This is a genomic window from Streptomyces sp. NPDC101194, assembly GCF_044767885.1.
GTDB lineage: Bacteria > Actinomycetota > Actinomycetes > Streptomycetales > Streptomycetaceae > Streptomyces.
In genome coordinates this window covers 304,707-321,443 of the sequence record NZ_JBIWOS010000008.1, presented here as the reverse complement: position 1 = coordinate 321,443, position 16,737 = coordinate 304,707, and the positions used below count along the sequence as shown (strand labels likewise).

Here is a 16,737-nt window from a genome sequence, read left to right as displayed (position 1 = left end):
CCCTTCCCTCCACCGGGGAAGGGCTTTGTCATGCAAGGGCTGTCCCGCAATCCCTGGTGGATCAGCGCGCGGCGTCGGATGCGGTGCATCGCAAGGCGGAGGGACGTCCACATACTGGATGCATACGGACGTCCCGACAACGCGGCGAGGTGCCTCGCGGTGGGCAAGCAGATCAGCGCGTCCTCCGTGGTCCACACCTTCGTCGCGGCGAACGCCAACGACAACAGCGTGACGACCTACTGGGAAGGGGCGCCCGGCAGCTACCCGAACACCCTCACCGTCAAGCTGGACGCGAACGCCGACATCAGCCGCCTCGTCCTCGGGCTCGACCCGGACAGCGTGTGGTCGGCCCGCACCCAGACCATCGAGGTACTCGGCCGGGAACAGAACGCCGCGTCCTTCACCGGGCTCGTCGCCGCGAAGAGCTACCCGTTCGACCCGGCAAGCGGGAACAGCGTCACCGTGCCTGTCACCGCACGCGTCGCCGACGTGCAACTGAAGTTCACCGCCAACTCCGGCTCGTCGGCCGGGCAGCTCGCGGAGTTCCAGGCCATGGGGGTCCCGGCACCCAACCCGGATCTGGAGGTCACCGGACTGACGGCGACGCCCGCCGCGCCGGTCGAGTCGGACGAGATCACGCTCAGAACTCCCGGATCCGGAACATGTTCGCCGACGGCATCAACATGACCAATGGGTCGACGGACAACCTCGTGTCCAACAACGAGGCACGCGCCACGGGCGACGACAGCTTCGCACTGTTCTCGGCGATCGACGCCGGTGGTTCGGACATGGAGAACAATGTCTACGAGAACCTGACGTCGATACTGACCTGGCGGGCCGCGGGCGTCGCCGTCTACGACAACACCTGCCGCAACATCCGTATCGCGGACACGCTCGTCTACTCCGGGATCACCATCTCGTCGCTGGACTTCGGGTACCCGATGAACGGTTTCGGGACCGATCCGACGACCTTCGAGAACATCTCCGTCGTGCGGGCAGGCGGCCACTTCTGGGGATCGCAGACCTTCCCGGGTATTTGGGTGTTCTCGGCCTCCAAAATCTTCCAGGGCATCAGGGTCGATCACGTCGACATCGTCGATCCGACCTACAGCGGAGTCATGTTCCAGACGAACTACGTCGGCGGGCAGCCTCAGTCCCGATCAAGGACACGATCTTCACCGACATCTCGATCTCGGGTGTCCGTAGGAGCGCAGACGCGTTCGACGCCAAGTCCGGGTTCGGCCTGTGGGCGAACGAGCTGCCGGAATCGGGGCAGGGGCCCGCGGTCGGCGAGGCGACCTTCAACGGTCTGCGGTTCTCCGGCAACGCGGTGGACACCCGGAACACCACCTCCACCTTCAAGATCAACGTCAATCCGTAGCAGGGAGACGGGGCCTTTAGCAGGTGAGCGGGGCCTCTTCAACTGAAAGGCAAGACTGACGCAAGCCGCTTGCGCGACTTGCGTTAGTCTTGCGTGTATGACGCGACGACTTGCTGAAGTAGCGAAGAAGGTGGGTGTCAGTGAGGCCACGGTCAGCCGGGTCCTCAATGGCAAGCCCGGAGTCTCCCAGGCGACCCGGCAGTCCGTGCTCAGCGCACTGGACGTGCTCGGGTACGAGCGGCCGACACAGCTGCGCGGCGAGCGTGCGCGCCTCGTGGGCCTGGTCCTGCCCGAGCTGCAGAACCCCATCTTCCCGGCTTTCGCCGAGGTGATCGGCGGTGCGCTGGCGCAGCAGGGTCTCACTCCGGTCCTGTGCACCCAGACCAAGGGCGGGGTCTCCGAGGCCGACTACGTGGAGCTGCTGCTCCAGCAGCAGGTCTCCGGGGTCGTCTTCGCCGGTGGGCTGTTCGCGCAGGCGGACGCGCCGCACGAGCACTACCGGCAGCTCGCCGAGCGCAGGATCCCGGTCGTCCTCATCAACGCCCCGATAGAAAACCTCGACTTCCCCTGCATCTCCTGCGACGACGCCGTCGCCGTCGAGCAGGCCTGGCGCCATCTGGTCTCACTCGGCCACGAATCGATCGGTCTGGTACTGGGCCCCGCCGACCACATTCCCTCGCGGCGCAAGCTGGGAGCCGCACGGGACGTCGCACGGGTCAACGGCGGGGAACTGCCGGACACGCACGTGGAGCGGACGATGTTCTCCCTGGAAGGCGGCCAGGCAGCCGTGTCGCGCCTGCTCGATCGGGGTGTCACCGGCATCATCTGTGCGAGCGACCCGCTGGCCCTGGGTGCGGTACGGGCAGCGCGCCGGCGTGGGCTCGCCGTACCGGGCGACGTCTCCGTCGTCGGCTACGACGACTCGGCCTTCATGAACTGCACGGAGCCCCCGCTCACCACCGTGCGCCAGCCCATCGAGGCGATGGGCCGCGCGGTCGTCGAGCTGCTCTGCGCCCAGATCCAGGGTGGTGAAGTGCACCCCGGTGAGCTGCTCTTCGAGCCCGAACTGGTGGTGCGCGGCTCCACGGCCCAGGCGCCGCGGTAGATCCCGACCGTCGGCCCGCCTCCGCGCGTTCCGCGATGCCGCAGGGGCCTGTCCGCCCTCCCCGGACAGGCCCCTGCGGCATTGCCATGCCCACATCCGCCGAGGTTGTTCGACAGCCGGTCCCGCGCTCTCGGCGGGTCCCATACAGCAATCTGTCAAACATTTACGAAACCAGCGCGAGATATTGCGTTCATCTATGGGCGGTGGTTGAGTGTGCCACGCCCTGCAACGCATCACTGATGGGGCGACCTCCACGTTCCGTGCCCGAAGGGGACCACCCATGAGAAGTGCCCGGTTCCGCCGTACCCGCCGCGCCAGCGCGGTCACCCTCGTCTCCGCACTCACGCTGACCGCTCTCGCCGCCTGCGGCACGAGCAGCAGCAGCAACAACGACGGCGGTGGATCCGACGGCGGTGGATCCTCGGACCCCGCCGCCCCGCTGGACCCGAGGACCAAGGTGACATTCACCATCGACTGCATGCCCCCCGCAGCGAAGGCGGCCGAGCTCAAGGAGTGGAAGGAGGACGTCGCCGAGTTCAACAAGACGTACCCCAACGTCACCATCGAAGGACGTTCCACCCCAGGCCAGTGTCTGGAGCCGCCGCGCTTCACAGCGATGCTCAAGGCCAAGTCCCAGCCGGACGTGTTCTACACCTACTTCACCGACCTGCCGCAGGTACTCGACAACGACGGCGCGGCGGACATCACCGCCTACGTCAACGACAAGAGCGTGCCTCTGCTGAAGGACATCGACCCGAACGTTCTCGGCTCGCTCAAGCAGGACGGCAAGCTCTACGGCCTGCCCACCAGCAACTACACGATGGGCCTGCTCATCAACCGCAAGCTCTTCCGGCAGGCCGGCCTGGACCCCGACGCCCCGCCGCGCACCTGGGCGGAAGTCCGCACGGCCGCAAAGAAGATCGCGGGCCTCGGCAAGGGCATCGCGGGCTTCGGCGAGTACAGCGCCGGCAACACCGGCGGCTGGCACTTCACTGCACAGATGTACAGCCTCGGTGGTGAAGTAGTCGACGCCGGCGGCAGGAAGGCCGCCTTCAACAACGAACTCGGCAAGCAGGTCGCCGAGAACCTGCACGCCATGCGCTGGCAGGACGACAGCATGGGCAAGACGCAACTGCTCAAGTGGGGAGACCTGCAGAAGCAGATAGCCACCGACAAGCTGGGCATGTTCCTGGCCGCACCCGACGACATCGCGTACATGGTCCAGCAACTCGGCGCCACGTACGAGAACTTCGGGATGGGACCGATCCCGGGCGAGAAGAACACCCTGGCCGGTGGCAACAACTACATGGTCAAGAAGGGGATCTCCAGCAACAAGATCAAGGCCGCCGTCGCCTGGCTGGACTTCAAGAACCTCAGTGTCGGCAAGGGGCAGTTCGATTGGGCCCGCACCAAGGCCGACAAGCTGCCCGTGGGCGTTCCCCAGCCCAACTTCTGGATGCACGAGTCCAAGACCAAGGACGACGCCGCACGCGTCGAATACGCCACCATGCCGGTCGCCAACTTCAAGACCTTCATGGACAACCCCGTCGCCGGGAAGGCGGAACCACCGAAGGCCCAGGAGGTCTACAAGGTCCTCGACAACGTGATGTCGGGCATCCTCACCAACAAGGACGCCGACATCGACAAGCTGCTCGCCACAGCCGAGGCGCAGGTCAACCAGGTCCTGGCCCATCAGTGACCGGCACCGGGGGCCGGCCGGCCCCCGTGCCCCGACCACTCCCCTACCGCACTCCGGCACTTCCGCACCGAGGAGGCGACAGATGTCGGCCCCCACCATCTCCACCACGACCACGGCAAACGAGCCCCGCCGCTACGGACTCCACGGCCGAGCGCCGGGGCCGTCCGGCGGAACGTTCGCCAAGCACCTGCGCCGCAACCTCACGGCCCACGGCTTCCTGATCGGTGCCGTGATCTGCTTCTCGCTGTTCTCCTGGTACCCGATGGTGAGGGAGTTCCTCCTCGCCTTCCAGAAGACCGAGGGCGGACGGACGACGTGGGCCGGCCTGTCCAATCTGAGCATCGTCTACAACGACCCGGCCTTCTGGCAGGCCTGGCGCAATACGCTGCTGTTCACCGTACTCGCGCTGGTGCTCGGCTTCGCCGTCCCGTTCGTCGTCGCGGTGGTCCTCAATGAGTTCCGGCACGCGCGCGCGTATCTACGGCTGTTGGTCTACCTGCCGGTCATGCTGCCGCCGGTCGCCTCCGTGCTGCTCTTCAAGTACCTCTACGACCCGGGGTACGGCCTGCTCAACGAGATCCTCGGATTCTTCGGTCTGCCCGCGCAGCAGTGGCTCCAGGACCCGGACACCTCCATGCTCTCCGTGGTCATCGCGGCGACATGGATGAACATGGGCGGCGCGACCCTGATCTACCTCGCCGCGCTCCAGGGAATCCCCGGCGAGCTGTACGAGGCGGCCGAGCTGGACGGCGCCGGTCTCCTCCGCAAGATCTGGCACGTCACCGTCCCACAGACCCGGCTCATCCTCTCGCTCCTGCTGCTCATGCAGGTCATCGCGACCATGCAGGTGTTCGTCGAACCGTTCCTGCTCACCGGCGGCGCGGGACCCGAGGGATCGACCACCACGGTCGTCTACCTCATCTACCAATACGCGTTCTATTTCAACAACTACGGTGCCGCGGCGGCGCTCGGTCTGGTCCTCCTCGTACTGCTCGCCGGTGTCTCGGCGGCATACGTGAAGCTCAGCCGCGCCGAGGACGAGTAGGACCGGGGGATACGACAGATGTCCACACGCACACTCATCTCACCGGCCCAACTGGCCAGGCCGCGGGGCAAGGCTGTGTACTGGGTGACCTTCGTCCTCGTCGTCGGTCTGTTCACTCTGGTGTTTCTCGGACCGCTCTATTGGATGGCGTCGAGCGGCCTCAAATCCACCCAGGAGGCCGTCCAGATACCGCCGACCCTCGTCCCCGAGTCCTTGAACTCCGGGAACTACACCCGTGCGTGGGATGTGATGGGCCTCTCCCGACTTCTCTTCAACACGCTGTACTACGCCTTCGGCGCCCTGGCCTTCCAACTGATCTTCGACGTGGCGGCGGCCTATTCGCTCTCCAAGCTGCGGCCGCTCTTCGGCAAGGCGATCCTCGGCATGATGCTCGCAACCCTGATGATCCCGGCGACTGTGCTCATCGTCCCGCAGTACCTCACGGTCCTGGACGTGCCGTTCGTGGAGCGCAATCTGCTGAACTCGCCGTGGGTGATCTGGCTGCCCTCGGTGACGAACGCCTTCAACATCTTCCTGCTGAAAAGGTTCTTCGACTCCATCCCGAAGGAACTGCTGGACGCCGCCTCCATGGACGGGGCCTCACCGATGCGCACACTGCGGTCGATCGTGCTGCCCATCTCACGGCCGATCCTGGGAGTCGTCTCCATCTTCGCCGTGGTCGGGGTCTGGAAGGACTTCCTCTGGCCCATGCTCACCCTGCCCGACCCGGCCATGCAGACACTCAACGTCGGCATCTACTCGCTGTCCAACGGCGTCCCCGAGAACGTACTGATCGCCGCACTCACGATCGCGTCCCTGCCGACGCTGCTCATCTTCCTGGCCTTCCAACGCAACATCATGAGCGGCCTCACCGCAGGTGGCCTCAAGGGCTGACAGCCTCGCGCATCCGCAACCGCCGCCTCCTCGCGCCCCACACATGTCCCGCCCTCTCGCACGTCCATGAAGCCTCCGCCACCGGCCCGTTACCCGGCGCACTGCCGTCCGGGCCGAGGCGGAGAACCACCCTGCCCGAAAGGACCGTCACGTGGCAGCCCCTCACTCGGAACGCACCGACGACTGGTGGCGCGACGCCGTCATCTACCAGGTGTATCCACGCAGCTTCGCCGACGGCGACGGCGACGGCACCGGGGACCTCTCGGGCGTCCGGGCGAAACTTCCCTACCTCGTCGAACTCGGCGTCGACGCCCTCTGGTTCACCCCCTGGTACGTCTCGCCACTCGTCGACGGCGGCTACGACGTAGCCGACTACCGCACCATCGACCCCACCTTCGGAACACTCGCCGAGGCCGAGAAACTCATCGCGGAAGCCCGTGAGTCCGGCCTGCGGGTGATCGTCGACATCGTCCCCAACCACGTGTCCGATCAGCACGTCTGGTTCCGGGCGGCCCTGGACGCCGGGCCCGGCAGCCCCGAACGAGAGTTGTTCCACTTCCGGCGCGGCCGGGGCGAGAACGGTGAGCTCCCGCCCAATGACTGGCCCTCCCAGTTCTCCGGACGCACCTGGACCCGCGTGCCCGACGGCGAGTGGTACCTCCACCTCTTCACCCCCGAGCAGCCCGACCTCAACTGGGCGAACCCGATGGTTCGTCAGGAACACGAGGAAATACTGCGCTTCTGGTTCGAGCGGGGCGTCGCGGGTGTACGGATCGACTCCGCGGCGCTGCTCGCCAAGGACCCGGCACTCGCCGACTTCATCGAAGGAATCGACCGCCACCCCTACATCGACCAGGACGAGCTCCACGACATCTACCGGTCCTGGCGCGCCATAGCCGACGCATACCAAGGAGTCTTCGTCGGCGAGGTCTGGCTGCCCGACTCCGAGCGCTTCGCCCGCTACCTCCGCCCCGACGAACTGCACACCGCTTTCAACTTCAACTTCCTCGCGTGTCCGTGGCAGACCGACCGCCTCCGCCGGACCATCGACGACACCCTGGCCGAGCACGCCCCGGTCGGCGCCCCCGCGACCTGGGTGCTGTGCAACCACGACGTGACACGGACCGTGACACGGTACGGCCGCGAGGACACCGGATTCGACTTCGCCAGGAAGACCTTCGGGACACCCACGGACCTGGAGCTCGGCACACGGCGCGCCCGTGCCGCCGCCCTGCTCACCCTGGCGCTCCCCGGCGCCGTCTACGTGTACCAGGGCGAGGAACTGGGCCTGCCCGAGGCCGACGTGCCCCTCGACCGCATCCAGGACCCGATGCACTTCCGCTCCGGTGGCACCGACCCGGGACGCGACGGCTGCAGAGTGCCGCTCCCGTGGGTCGCGGACGCGCCGAACAGCGGTTTCGGCTCGCGGGGCGAACCCTGGCTGCCGCAGCCGGAGGACTGGCCGGCCTACGCCGCCGACCGACAGAGCACCGACCCCGCCTCGATGCTGACGCTGTACCGCGAGGCGCTGCGGCTGCGACGTACCGTCCCCGGCTTCAACAAGGAGTCACTGACCTGGCTGCCGTCCACGCCGGGAGTCATCGCCTTCGGCCGGGGTGCTGGCCTCATCTGCGTCGTCAACCTCGCCGCGGAGCCCGCAGAGCTCCCGGCCCACACGGACGTCCTGCTCACCAGCGGCCCCCTGGACGACCGGGGCCGCCTTCCGCAGGACATCGCGGTGTGGCTGCTGACCTGACGCCGCCGTCGAAACACGCCGGACAGATGGTGGCCCTCCACGGAGGGTTGTGCTTCATGACCGCAACAAGCGCCGATGGGCGGCCGGTGCGCACACATCCCGACGACGTCCCGGCCCGCCCGTGAAGGCGGGCAGGCCTGCCGGAGCCGACCGCCCACGTTGTCGTCCACCTGGTCTGTCGCTATCGAGGTGCGATCGTCTTGAGCCAGTCGTCGATGGTGACGACATCCGCCCACTGCGGGAACAGTCGCTCGACGAGGACCCGGTGCACCTCGGGGTCGATGTCCAGACAGGCGTCGGAAAGGACGGTGAGGCCGAAGTCCATGTCGTTCGCCTGGCACAGGGTGGACAGCACCACGGCGCTGGTGGCGATGCCGGTGAGCACGAGGCTGTCGATACCGCGTGCCCTCAGCACCACGTCGAGATCGCTGCCCGAGAAAGCGCTCGCCCGTCTCTTGGTGATCACCACGTCGCCCGGCCGGGGCGCGACCTCGGGGTGGATCTCGGTGCCCGGGGCGCCCTCGACGTAGAGACCGGCCCGTGCAATGGCGGTAAGAGCCCTGTTGCGCGTGCCGACTTCCGGGAAGCCGGGACGGAAGGCGATGACCACGTAGATCACGGGGATGTTCGCCGTCCGGGCCCCGTCGATCGCCCTGCGCAGGCGTGCCGGGTATGCGGACCCGTCATCCACGATGTCCACGATGGCCCGTTGGACGTCCATAACGAGAAGGGCACTGCTCATGTCGTCTCCAGGAACGTAGTGGGTACGGCGTGAAACGGGCCGGGGTCTTCATGTTCGGGTCCGGCGCGATCTCGGGGACGGTGCTGGTGGAGAACAGATCACGCAACCGTACTGGAGTACCAGGAGGTGCGGCCCGGGGGGCCGCGCAGTTCGGTGCGCAGAGGGGTGGTGTGCTGGTCAGGTGTGGGTACTTGTGCCGCGTGTGCCGTTTCTGCGGCTTTCGTCTCCGTGTATTCAGGGAGAGCGGATGGGCAAGCGTCCTTCCGGTGAAAGAGGCTGACGGTCCGGACTCCTCCGCGAAGCAGGCCGTCGCCGCAGCCTCGGACCACCCTGTCTGAACCGAAGCCGACCGGCTCGAACCTCCGTCCGCGCCGGCCCCGCAGCCCGTCCTGCCAGCAGTGCCCCGTCGCCTGCGCGGCCTTGAGCACCGGCGGCTGCCCGTCCGCCCGTGGGCCGAGCGCGGCGAAGGCACCGACTTGGCCGACAAGGGGTCCAGTCGGCCCGGGTGCGGGTCAAAGAGCGGCCAGGAACATACGGCAGAATCCCACTGTGACGTCCATGGAACCCTTGGCCGAACTGGAAGCGAGCATGGCCGAACTGTCCACGCCTATGCGGGTGTACGTGGAGGCCGGGCGGTTCACCGAACCGGAACCCGACCTGCCGGAGCTGGCGACCCGGATCCGCGGACTGCTGGCGGCAGTCGCGGCGGACGAGCCCTGGCGACGCTTCCTGTCCGGATACACCCCGCCCTCCGTTCCGGAAATCTGTGCCGCTCTGGAACCGGTGGAAGCGCACGACGCCGCCTCGTTCCTGACCCGGGTCGCGACCGTCGACCTGGTCTGGCCGAGCCACCTGCACCTGCCCGCCGAGGTCGCCGCACGCGCGGCGGACCAGGTGGTGTCCCTGCTCGGACCGGAGGCCGGCTGGTGGACCAACCACGACGCCGACTGCGGCGCCGTGAACGGGCTCACACCGCTGTTCGACAGCCTGCTCGCAGGGACGAACGGTGAACACTTCACGCTGACCCTGCACATCGCCGACGACTGAGAACCACGCCTCGCAGGAATGATCGCCGGCATCTATGGGCCCCCTGTGCCACGCTGCGCAGGGTCGGCGCTGACAGACCGCTGAGGTGCCGACTGGCGCTCGGGCAAGGCTTTCAGTGTCGCAGCCGGCACTTTTCCGGCCCCCATGCCTGTGGGGGAAGGCGGACAGAGTTCAGGGCCTGTCCGGCGGATCCTGCCGGACAGGCCCCGGTCCCGAGGAGGGCTCAGCGCTTCAGCGTGAAGGTGAAGTCGCCGGAGAGCTTGCGGTTCAGCCGGACTGCCGAAACGAGCTTCCCCTCCGTGATCAGTCTCTCGACCTCGGCCCGCGAAAGACCGCAGCCTTCAGCGATCAGCCGCACCGGCCGGACAGGGATCCGCGCCGCAAAGCGGACCGAGACGTCGATCACCTCGTGGTCCAGGTGATCCGATCCGCCGGTGTCGAGGCGCCAGGCATCGTCCCAGTCGAGGGCGATGCGATTGCGACGCCGCACGACCGGATCCTGCAGCAGCTCAGCTGCCAGGCCAGGGTCGTTGTCATGCAGTCGGTCCAGCAGCTCAGGTCGTACGGAGCGCACATTCATCCGTTCCAGGACCGTGAGCTTTGCCGTTTCCCCGCAAGCGGTACAGAGCGCGAGGAGCCAGGCGTCGATGAGCTTGTGGTTTGCGTTGACGCGGAATTTGCCGCTTGTACGGAAGCGCTCGGACGCACACGCGTGGCAACGGCGGAGAACGAGCGGCAGGCAGGTGGGAACGACCACCCAGGTTTTGAGCACAGAAGTACACCGGTTTCAGTGAGAAGTCCGCAGCAAAAAGGAGCGCGCGGCACATGCGCGACGCGCGACGATTCAGCGCTCGAGAGGTCTCACAGGGTGTACAACGGCGTGTCCTTCACTGGACGACCTGGTTCGGCAGCACGGTAACGGCGCACAGCGGCGCTGCTCCACCGGTTTTCGAGCGCCTCCAGGTTCTGTCCGCCGGATCTTGGACGAAGTCGGAGTCCCGCGTGACGGCGGTCGTGGAGGGCGCGACCGTCCAGTGGTGATCTGCTCGCCTGCCACTGGTACGTCGGTCGGCGCCGATGACGGCCCTTCCCCTACAACTCAAGGACCACGCAAGACTGTTGTGTCAATCTCAGGGTGGAGGGGAGGTGCAGCCCGGCGAAGGATCCGCGTGCGCGGCCGGTTCCTGAAAGATCTTTCCTGTCCGAGACATCCGACCGGAAGGATCACTATCATGCGCAGACGACGTCTCGCGCCTCTGTTGGCCGTGAGTATCACGGCAACGCTGGCTCCCGCGCTCGCCACCTCGACGGCCGTCGCCGCCCCGGCTGCCACCCCGTCGACCGCCTCCTCGTCCGCGGCCACGGACGCGCTGAACCGGTATGTGAAGCAGAAGCCGCGGTGGAAGCGGTGCGAAGCCACGTCTCCGGCGGAGTTCGAGTGCGCCACGATCAAGGTTCCACTGGACTACCGGGTTCCCCGGGGCAAACGGATCGACTTAGCCATATCCCGGATCAAGAGCACCGCGCCCGGCAAGCGGCACGGTGTCCTGTTCTCCAACCCGGGCGGCCCTGGAGGACAGGGGCTCTACATGCCGCTGGAGATACAGGAGATGCTCCCCGAGTCCGTACAGCAGAAGTACGACCTCATCGGCTTCGACCCGCGCGGTGTGGGACGGAGCAGCCCGGTGTCCTGCAATCTGAAGCCGAAGGACGAGAACTGGCTGCGGCCGTACAAGGAGGAGACGTTCGACACGGACGTCGCCTGGGCACGGGACGTCGCGAACAAGTGCAAGGAGAAGGCGGGCGACACGCTCCGTCACATCACCACACGCAACACCGCGCGCGACATGGATCTGCTCCGGGCGATCCTCGGTGAGAAGAAGATCTCGTACGTGGGCTACTCGTACGGCACCTACCTTGGCGCCGTCTACACCCAGCTCTTCCCCGGCCGGGCCGACCGGTTCGTGCTGGACAGCGCGGTCGATCCGGCACGCGCATGGCGGGGGATGATCCAGTGGTGGGCGGAGGGCGCCGAGCCCGCGTTCGACCGGTGGACCGAGTGGGCCGCCGAGCGTTCAAAGAAGTACGGCCTCGGTGACACCCCGAAGCAGGTCGACCGGACCTTCTGGGACCTGGTCGCGCAGGCCGACGAGACGCCTATCGAGGTAGAGGGGCAGCCGACCACCGGTGATGACATCCGGAGCGGTATGCGCGGGGCGGTCTTCAGCCCGGAGTACGCCACCGAGGCGGTCGTGGAGTTGAAGAAGGCCGCGGCCGGCGAACCCGCCTCCGCGGAGAAGGCCGCGGCGATCGCCGGATCCCAGCGGGCCGGAACTGCAGGCGCCACCGATGCCGCCGAGGTGCCGTCCGACAACATGATGGCGAGCTTCTGGGCCGTGGTGTGCGGCGACAACTCAGCCGCCTGGTCCCGCGATCCTGAGAGCTATCGGCAGGACGCCATCGAGGACAAGGGTCGTTACCCGCTCTTCGGTGACTTCGCGTCCAGCATCAAGCCCTGCGCATTCTGGGACACGTCCTTGGAGCCGGCAACCAAGGTGAACAACGAAGTCGGCTCCCTGGTCGTCCAGAACGAATGGGACTCGCAGACTCCGCTACCCAGCGGTCAGGCCCTGCACGCCGACCTGAAGGGCTCGAGAATGGTCACCGTCCTCGGTGGCGAGGGCCATGGCGTCTACCCGAACGGCAACGCGTGCACGGACGGGACGGTCACCGACTACCTGCTCACCGGCAAGCTCCCGGCGAGGGACGTGACCTGCCGGGCGACGGCCGACACGAACGCGGAGGCGCGGAAGAACCAGAAGCGGGACGCGCTCCCCGGGTCTCCGCTCCCGGAGCGTGCCCCGGACCGTTTCTGAGCCCGGTCGCATGACCCTTTGCCGCATGCCCCGTTGAAGGTGGGGGCGGGACCACCCAGCGGAGGTCCCGCCCCCGTGGCGGATGCGACCGGCCATACCTGTTCCCGCAGGATGCGCCGTCGAATGTCCGGCGTGCGCAACGTCGGAGGTCCGTCGGAGCAGCCTCACGTGATCCGGACACAGGGCTGAAGAGCGCCTGGTAGGCAGGAGTTGTCCACACTGCCGCCCCACCAGGAGCTCGTGTGTCGCTGTCGCCCACCTGCATGTGTCTGTCATGCCACTCTCGTGACGAGTCCGAGGCGGACTCGGGCCGCCGCGCCTCCCCGTCCTCCTCCATGACGGACCAGCAGTGCGTGTTGATCGCTCCGTTGCTGCCCGCACCACGCCGTACGCTCAGGAAGAGCGGTCGGCCGGTGAAGCATCGACGACGGTGTACGGGATCCACCGCCGCCGGGTCCACGACGGTTCATGGAAGCGCCTGCACGACGCACTGCGCGACCATGCACACACACCGGTGCGGCCGTCCCGGCGACGGCGCAAGCCCGTCCCCCGTCCCCGCCCCGGAAGCGGCCGGGACGGGGACCGGAGGCGAGCCGTATCCGCCCGTGGCGCCGAGAGCGGACCGGCATCGCCCGGCCGTCAGGCCACGCGGAAGCTGTACAGCGCCCCGAGGCTCTTCCACGAGTGCAGACCCAAGGGCGGCTCGCTGTGGGCGGGGGCGCCCGCGCAGTCGTCGCTCCGGTAGAAGTCCACCCGCCGGTCGGTCATGTTGAGGGTGGCGAGCACGCCGAACGGGGCGGTCACGCACTCGGTGCCGATGTCCTCGTACAGGGCCCACCGGTCCGTGAAGGCACCTTCCCAGACGCAGACGTTGCCCGCGACACTGCACTGCGACGAATCCCCGCCGGGGGCCGGAGCCGACGATGCCGAAGCCGGACCCGGCAGGACTCCGATCAGCAGCGCCGCGGACATGGCCGCGACACCGGCCGCGGCCCGCTTGAGACCAAGGATGTGCATGCCTTCTCCTCACAAGTCCGAGTGATCCGCGGTGGATCGGGGCCAAGCCTCACCCCTGCCCCATAGATATTCAAGAGTTCAAATAACAAGCCGCGCGAATGCCGGGGGGGAGCAGTGGGCCCCGGATCGGCTCAGAACCAGCCAAGTGGATCACCTCGTGCTCCTGCCGCCGGTCTTCGCCGTTCATCGTCGGCCGTCGGTCGCCGGCCATACGCGCCTCCGGCCTATGCTGGGCGAATGTCCGCCAACGGAGCACCACCGAGCGGCCCGAGCGGTGGAGAACCCGGCGTCGACGCGGAGTTGCCCGCGACCCTGCACATCGCCGGGCTCACACTGACCCGGGTGCAGAGCCCTCCGTCGCTGGCCTGCTGGACCGGTTGTTTCCCGGCACCGGCGGGCACAACCCCGACCGAAGTCAGTCTGGTGACTGAACCGCCCATCCCACCACAGTCGGCCATCCTCCGACTCGCTCACGATGTCGTGAGCCGATTCGACGCCTTCGTCGCCCAGGCCGTGGAGTACTGCCGCATCCGGCTCCGGGAGGAACATTTCGGACTCACGGCGGAGGAGTTGGGCCTGCTGGACCTTCCGGAGCCGCCACTGGGAGTTCCCGAGGCAACGGTGTGGACCGATCGGAGTTGGGCTGTTCGCTTCGCCGAGAGCCGGCTCCGCATGGGCGACCCCTACGGAATCCTCGTAACCTTCGACGGGACTCGGCCCGTCGACGTGGAGGGCATCGACGACGAGTGACGAACCGCCCGTCGCACCGTCAGCACACGTCGGATCAGCAGCCGGCCTTGCGGCGTGCCACCCTTGTCGCTTCAGGGCGGCGCCCGCGAGGCGACGGGAACGAGCGGGCCTCAGCCCTGACCGAGCGGGACCACGTCGGGTCTCCACGGCTTCGGACCCGGAGCCTTGGCCGACAGCCTCGTCACCGATCAGCTCATCGCCCTCGGCGCACGCCCGGAGGGCATCGGGAGGGCGCTGCCCTCCAGCCGTGAATCCTGCGCATTCCTCCGGGACTTCGGCCGTTCCTGAATGAGCAGGATCCAGCACCGGAATCCGTCTCGGATCCCACCGCGGACACGTGGGCGGCCTGGCGGCTGAGCCGTCGGGCGAGCAGAGCGGGTTCGCTGCCTCCGGAGCAATGTGTGAGAGTTGACTCTCACACATTGTGAGAGGACACTCTCAGGTCATGGAGCACGGTAATCGCCTGGGCGATATTGAGATCACCGATCCGAAAGCCATGCGGGCGCTGGCGCATCCCGTGCGGCTTGCGATCCTCGAACGCCTGCAACGGCACGGGCCCGCGACGGCGACGCAACTGTCACCGGATGTCGGGGCGACTCCGTCCGTGACCAGTTGGCATCTGCGCCACCTGGCGGGCTTCGGACTGGTTCACGACGCCGAGCCTGGAACCGATCGCAGGGAACGGAGGTGGGAGGCCGCGGCACAAGGGTTCCGGTTCGAGATGCCGGAGGACAAGGAGGGCCGGTCGGCGGCACGGGTGCTGTCGCAGGAGATGTTCGCCAACTCCGCCGACCTGCCGCGTCGGTGGGCGAGTGAGACCGAACCCGGACTGGATCCGGTGTGGAGCAGGTTGGCGGGGTTGGCGAACACCCGCGTCGTGGTGTCCGCCGAGGAACTCGCGGCGATCGAGGATGCCATCGAAACCGTCCTCGCCCCCTACGTGAGGCGCGATCCGGCCCAGCGGCCGAGCGGTGCTCGTGGTGTCCGGCTACTGCGCTACCTGCTCCCGGAGGGCACCGACGACGAGCAGGCGGGCGAGATCGCATGAACTCCCCGCGGACATCACTGTGGCGGGACCGGCGGTTCGTTCGCTTCTGGGCCGGGCAGTCCGTTTCGCAATTCGGGGACCGCATCTCCGAACTCGCACTACCCCTGATCGCCGTGACGGCGCTGCACGCCTCGGCCAACCAGGTCGCGTGGCTGACCGCCCTCGTCTGGGCCCCGAACCTCCTCGCCATCGTGCTGGGCGCCTGGGTCGATCACCGGACCCACAAGCGTCGACTGATGGTCCTTGCCGATCTCACGCGTGCGTGCGTGTTGCTCACCCTGCCGGCCGCATACCTGTTGGACGCCGTGACGCTCGGCCAGTTGTATGCGGTGGCACTGCTGACGGGCGCCGCGTCGGTGCTGTTCAACACTGCGTATCCGCCCTTCTTCGCCCGCCTCGTGCCGCGCTCGTCCTACGTCGACGCGAACAGCAAGCTCAGCGCCAGCCGGTCCGTCTCCCACGTCGCGGGCCCCGCCGTCGGCGGTGCACTCGTCCAGGCCCTGTCCGCGCCGGTCGCCGTGATCGTCGACGCCCTGTCCTTCCTCGCCTCCGCGGCCCTGCTGAGGCCGATCCGGGTCGACGAACCGGCCGCTTCCACCGGCAGGACAGCAGAACCATCGCTGCTGCACCGTGCTCGTGAAGGGCTGGCCTTCGTGGTTCGTCACCCAGTACTACGGGCGAGCCTCGGCTGCGCGACGACCGTCAATTTCTTCACGTTCGTATCGGGCACCGGCCTGATCGTGCTGTTCGCCGACCGGGTCCTCGCCCTGTCCCCGGGGATCATCGGGCTGGCCCTCGGAATCGGATCGACCGGAGCCCTCCTGGGCGCGGTGACAGCCCCGAGGGTCTCGCGATGGATCGGCGTGGGACGAAGTATCGCGGTCGGCGCGGTCCTGTTCCCGGCCCCCATCGCCATCGCCGCCGCAGCGGACGGTCCGACATGGGCCCGCGCCGGGGCCCTGGGCGTTGCGCAGTTCCTCTCGGGCATCGGCGTCATGCTGTTCGACGTCAACCTCAACTCCCTGCAAACCGCGGTGATACCGGACGGCATGCGCAGTCGCGTGGCCGGCGCCTACAGCACGGTCAACTACGGCATCCGCCCCATCGGCGCCGTCGTCGGAGGCGCGCTGGCCACCTCCATGGGACTCAGGGCAACCCTGATCACGGCCGCCGTCGGAGGAGCCCTGTCGCTGCTCTGGCTGCTCCCCTCACCCATACCGCGCATCCGTTCCCTGGCTTCCGACGCCCCACTCGCCATCGACGGCGGCACCGAGACGGGCAGCCGACCGGCACCTCGATGACACAGAGGTGAAGCCTCCGGCCGCCCTGCCCCTCCAAGAGCGCGGCCCGAAGCACGGAGACCGGACCGTCGACAGC

13 protein-coding genes and 1 pseudogene are annotated in these 16,737 nt (G+C 67.6%); 11 read left to right on the top strand and 3 right to left on the bottom strand.

Annotated elements, in window-relative coordinates:
• Positions 1 to 153: 153 nt before the first annotated feature.
• The 6 genes and pseudogenes from ACIRP2_RS28110 to ACIRP2_RS28085 all read left to right on the top strand — a co-directional run.
• Positions 154 to 1,381: pseudogene (locus tag ACIRP2_RS28110) on the top strand (discoidin domain-containing protein); the annotation flags it as partial.
• A 97-nt stretch (positions 1,382 to 1,478) separates the two neighbouring features.
• On the top strand, positions 1,479 to 2,486 hold the full coding sequence (locus tag ACIRP2_RS28105; RefSeq protein WP_404254978.1) for a LacI family DNA-binding transcriptional regulator: 1,008 nt from the start codon (positions 1,479 to 1,481) through the stop codon (positions 2,484 to 2,486).
• 280 nt (positions 2,487 to 2,766) lie between these two features.
• The gene (locus ACIRP2_RS28100) at positions 2,767 to 4,185 is read left to right on the top strand and encodes an extracellular solute-binding protein (RefSeq protein WP_404254976.1); all 1,419 of its coding nucleotides are present in this window, start codon (positions 2,767 to 2,769) and stop codon (positions 4,183 to 4,185) included.
• Positions 4,186 to 4,267: 82 nt separating this feature from the next.
• The gene (locus ACIRP2_RS28095) at positions 4,268 to 5,230 is read left to right on the top strand and encodes a carbohydrate ABC transporter permease (RefSeq protein WP_404254974.1); all 963 of its coding nucleotides are present in this window, start codon (positions 4,268 to 4,270) and stop codon (positions 5,228 to 5,230) included.
• 18 nt (positions 5,231 to 5,248) lie between these two features.
• A complete protein-coding gene (locus ACIRP2_RS28090; protein ID WP_404254972.1) occupies positions 5,249 to 6,124 on the top strand; it encodes a carbohydrate ABC transporter permease in 876 nt (291 codons plus the stop codon).
• 151 nt (positions 6,125 to 6,275) lie between these two features.
• Positions 6,276 to 7,880 (top strand): glycoside hydrolase family 13 protein, encoded by a 1,605-nt coding sequence (locus ACIRP2_RS28085; RefSeq protein WP_404254970.1) that lies wholly within the window; start codon positions 6,276 to 6,278, stop codon positions 7,878 to 7,880.
• Between the two features lie 181 nt (positions 7,881 to 8,061).
• On the opposite strand, the gene ACIRP2_RS28080 is transcribed toward ACIRP2_RS28085, so the two are convergent.
• On the bottom strand, positions 8,062 to 8,622 hold the full coding sequence (locus tag ACIRP2_RS28080; RefSeq protein ID WP_404254968.1) for a cysteine hydrolase family protein: 561 nt from the start codon (positions 8,620 to 8,622) through the stop codon (positions 8,062 to 8,064).
• Between the two features lie 558 nt (positions 8,623 to 9,180).
• Between ACIRP2_RS28080 and ACIRP2_RS28075 the strand changes: the two genes are divergently transcribed.
• Positions 9,181 to 9,669, top strand: a complete 489-nt coding sequence (locus ACIRP2_RS28075) for a hypothetical protein (RefSeq protein ID WP_404254966.1) — start codon at positions 9,181 to 9,183, stop codon at positions 9,667 to 9,669.
• A gap of 223 nt (positions 9,670 to 9,892) precedes the next feature.
• Here ACIRP2_RS28075 and ACIRP2_RS28070 read toward each other — a convergent pair whose 3' ends face one another.
• Complete coding sequence (locus ACIRP2_RS28070; protein ID WP_404254965.1) at positions 9,893 to 10,441, bottom strand: DUF1062 domain-containing protein; 549 nt, start codon at positions 10,439 to 10,441, stop codon at positions 9,893 to 9,895.
• Between the two features lie 460 nt (positions 10,442 to 10,901).
• On the opposite strand from ACIRP2_RS28070, the gene ACIRP2_RS28065 reads away from it, so the two are divergent.
• Positions 10,902 to 12,545 (top strand): alpha/beta hydrolase, encoded by a 1,644-nt coding sequence (locus ACIRP2_RS28065; protein ID WP_404254963.1) that lies wholly within the window; start codon positions 10,902 to 10,904, stop codon positions 12,543 to 12,545.
• A gap of 639 nt (positions 12,546 to 13,184) precedes the next feature.
• Here the strand turns inward: ACIRP2_RS28065 and ACIRP2_RS28060 are convergent.
• Entirely contained in the window at positions 13,185 to 13,562 is a 378-nt protein-coding gene (locus tag ACIRP2_RS28060) for a hypothetical protein (RefSeq protein WP_404254961.1), read from the bottom strand.
• Positions 13,563 to 13,799: 237 nt separating this feature from the next.
• Between ACIRP2_RS28060 and ACIRP2_RS28055 the strand changes: the two genes are divergently transcribed.
• The 3 genes from ACIRP2_RS28055 (at position 13,800) to ACIRP2_RS28045 (ending at position 16,661) form a co-directional block, all read left to right on the top strand.
• Positions 13,800 to 14,312, top strand: coding sequence for a hypothetical protein (locus ACIRP2_RS28055; RefSeq protein WP_404254959.1), 513 nt, complete (start codon positions 13,800 to 13,802; stop codon positions 14,310 to 14,312).
• Positions 14,313 to 14,757: 445 nt separating this feature from the next.
• A complete protein-coding gene (locus ACIRP2_RS28050; protein WP_404254957.1) occupies positions 14,758 to 15,360 on the top strand; it encodes an ArsR/SmtB family transcription factor in 603 nt (200 codons plus the stop codon).
• Positions 15,357 to 16,661, top strand: coding sequence for an MFS transporter (locus ACIRP2_RS28045; protein WP_404254955.1), 1,305 nt, complete (start codon positions 15,357 to 15,359; stop codon positions 16,659 to 16,661). Before ACIRP2_RS28050 ends, ACIRP2_RS28045 begins: the two co-directional genes overlap by 4 nt.
• The last annotated feature ends 76 nt before the right edge of the window (positions 16,662 to 16,737 follow it).

Bases quoted from the DNA above. Each gene is read 5' to 3' on its own strand.
- ACIRP2_RS28105 (WP_404254978.1), top strand. From the start codon at position 1,479: ATGACGCGACGACTTGCTGAAGTAGCGAAGAAGGTGGGTGTCAGTGAG.
- ACIRP2_RS28100 (WP_404254976.1), top strand. From the start codon at position 2,767: ATGAGAAGTGCCCGGTTCCGCCGTACCCGCCGCGCCAGCGCGGTCACC.
- ACIRP2_RS28095 (WP_404254974.1), top strand. From the start codon at position 4,268: ATGTCGGCCCCCACCATCTCCACCACGACCACGGCAAACGAGCCCCGC.
- ACIRP2_RS28090 (WP_404254972.1), top strand. From the start codon at position 5,249: ATGTCCACACGCACACTCATCTCACCGGCCCAACTGGCCAGGCCGCGG.
- ACIRP2_RS28080 (WP_404254968.1), bottom strand. From the start codon at position 8,622: ATGAGCAGTGCCCTTCTCGTTATGGACGTCCAACGGGCCATCGTGGAC.
- ACIRP2_RS28075 (WP_404254966.1), top strand. From the start codon at position 9,181: ATGGAACCCTTGGCCGAACTGGAAGCGAGCATGGCCGAACTGTCCACG.
- ACIRP2_RS28065 (WP_404254963.1), top strand. From the start codon at position 10,902: ATGCGCAGACGACGTCTCGCGCCTCTGTTGGCCGTGAGTATCACGGCA.
- ACIRP2_RS28060 (WP_404254961.1), bottom strand. From the start codon at position 13,562: ATGCACATCCTTGGTCTCAAGCGGGCCGCGGCCGGTGTCGCGGCCATG.
- ACIRP2_RS28055 (WP_404254959.1), top strand. From the start codon at position 13,800: ATGTCCGCCAACGGAGCACCACCGAGCGGCCCGAGCGGTGGAGAACCC.
- ACIRP2_RS28050 (WP_404254957.1), top strand. From the start codon at position 14,758: ATGGAGCACGGTAATCGCCTGGGCGATATTGAGATCACCGATCCGAAA.
- ACIRP2_RS28045 (WP_404254955.1), top strand. From the start codon at position 15,357: ATGAACTCCCCGCGGACATCACTGTGGCGGGACCGGCGGTTCGTTCGC.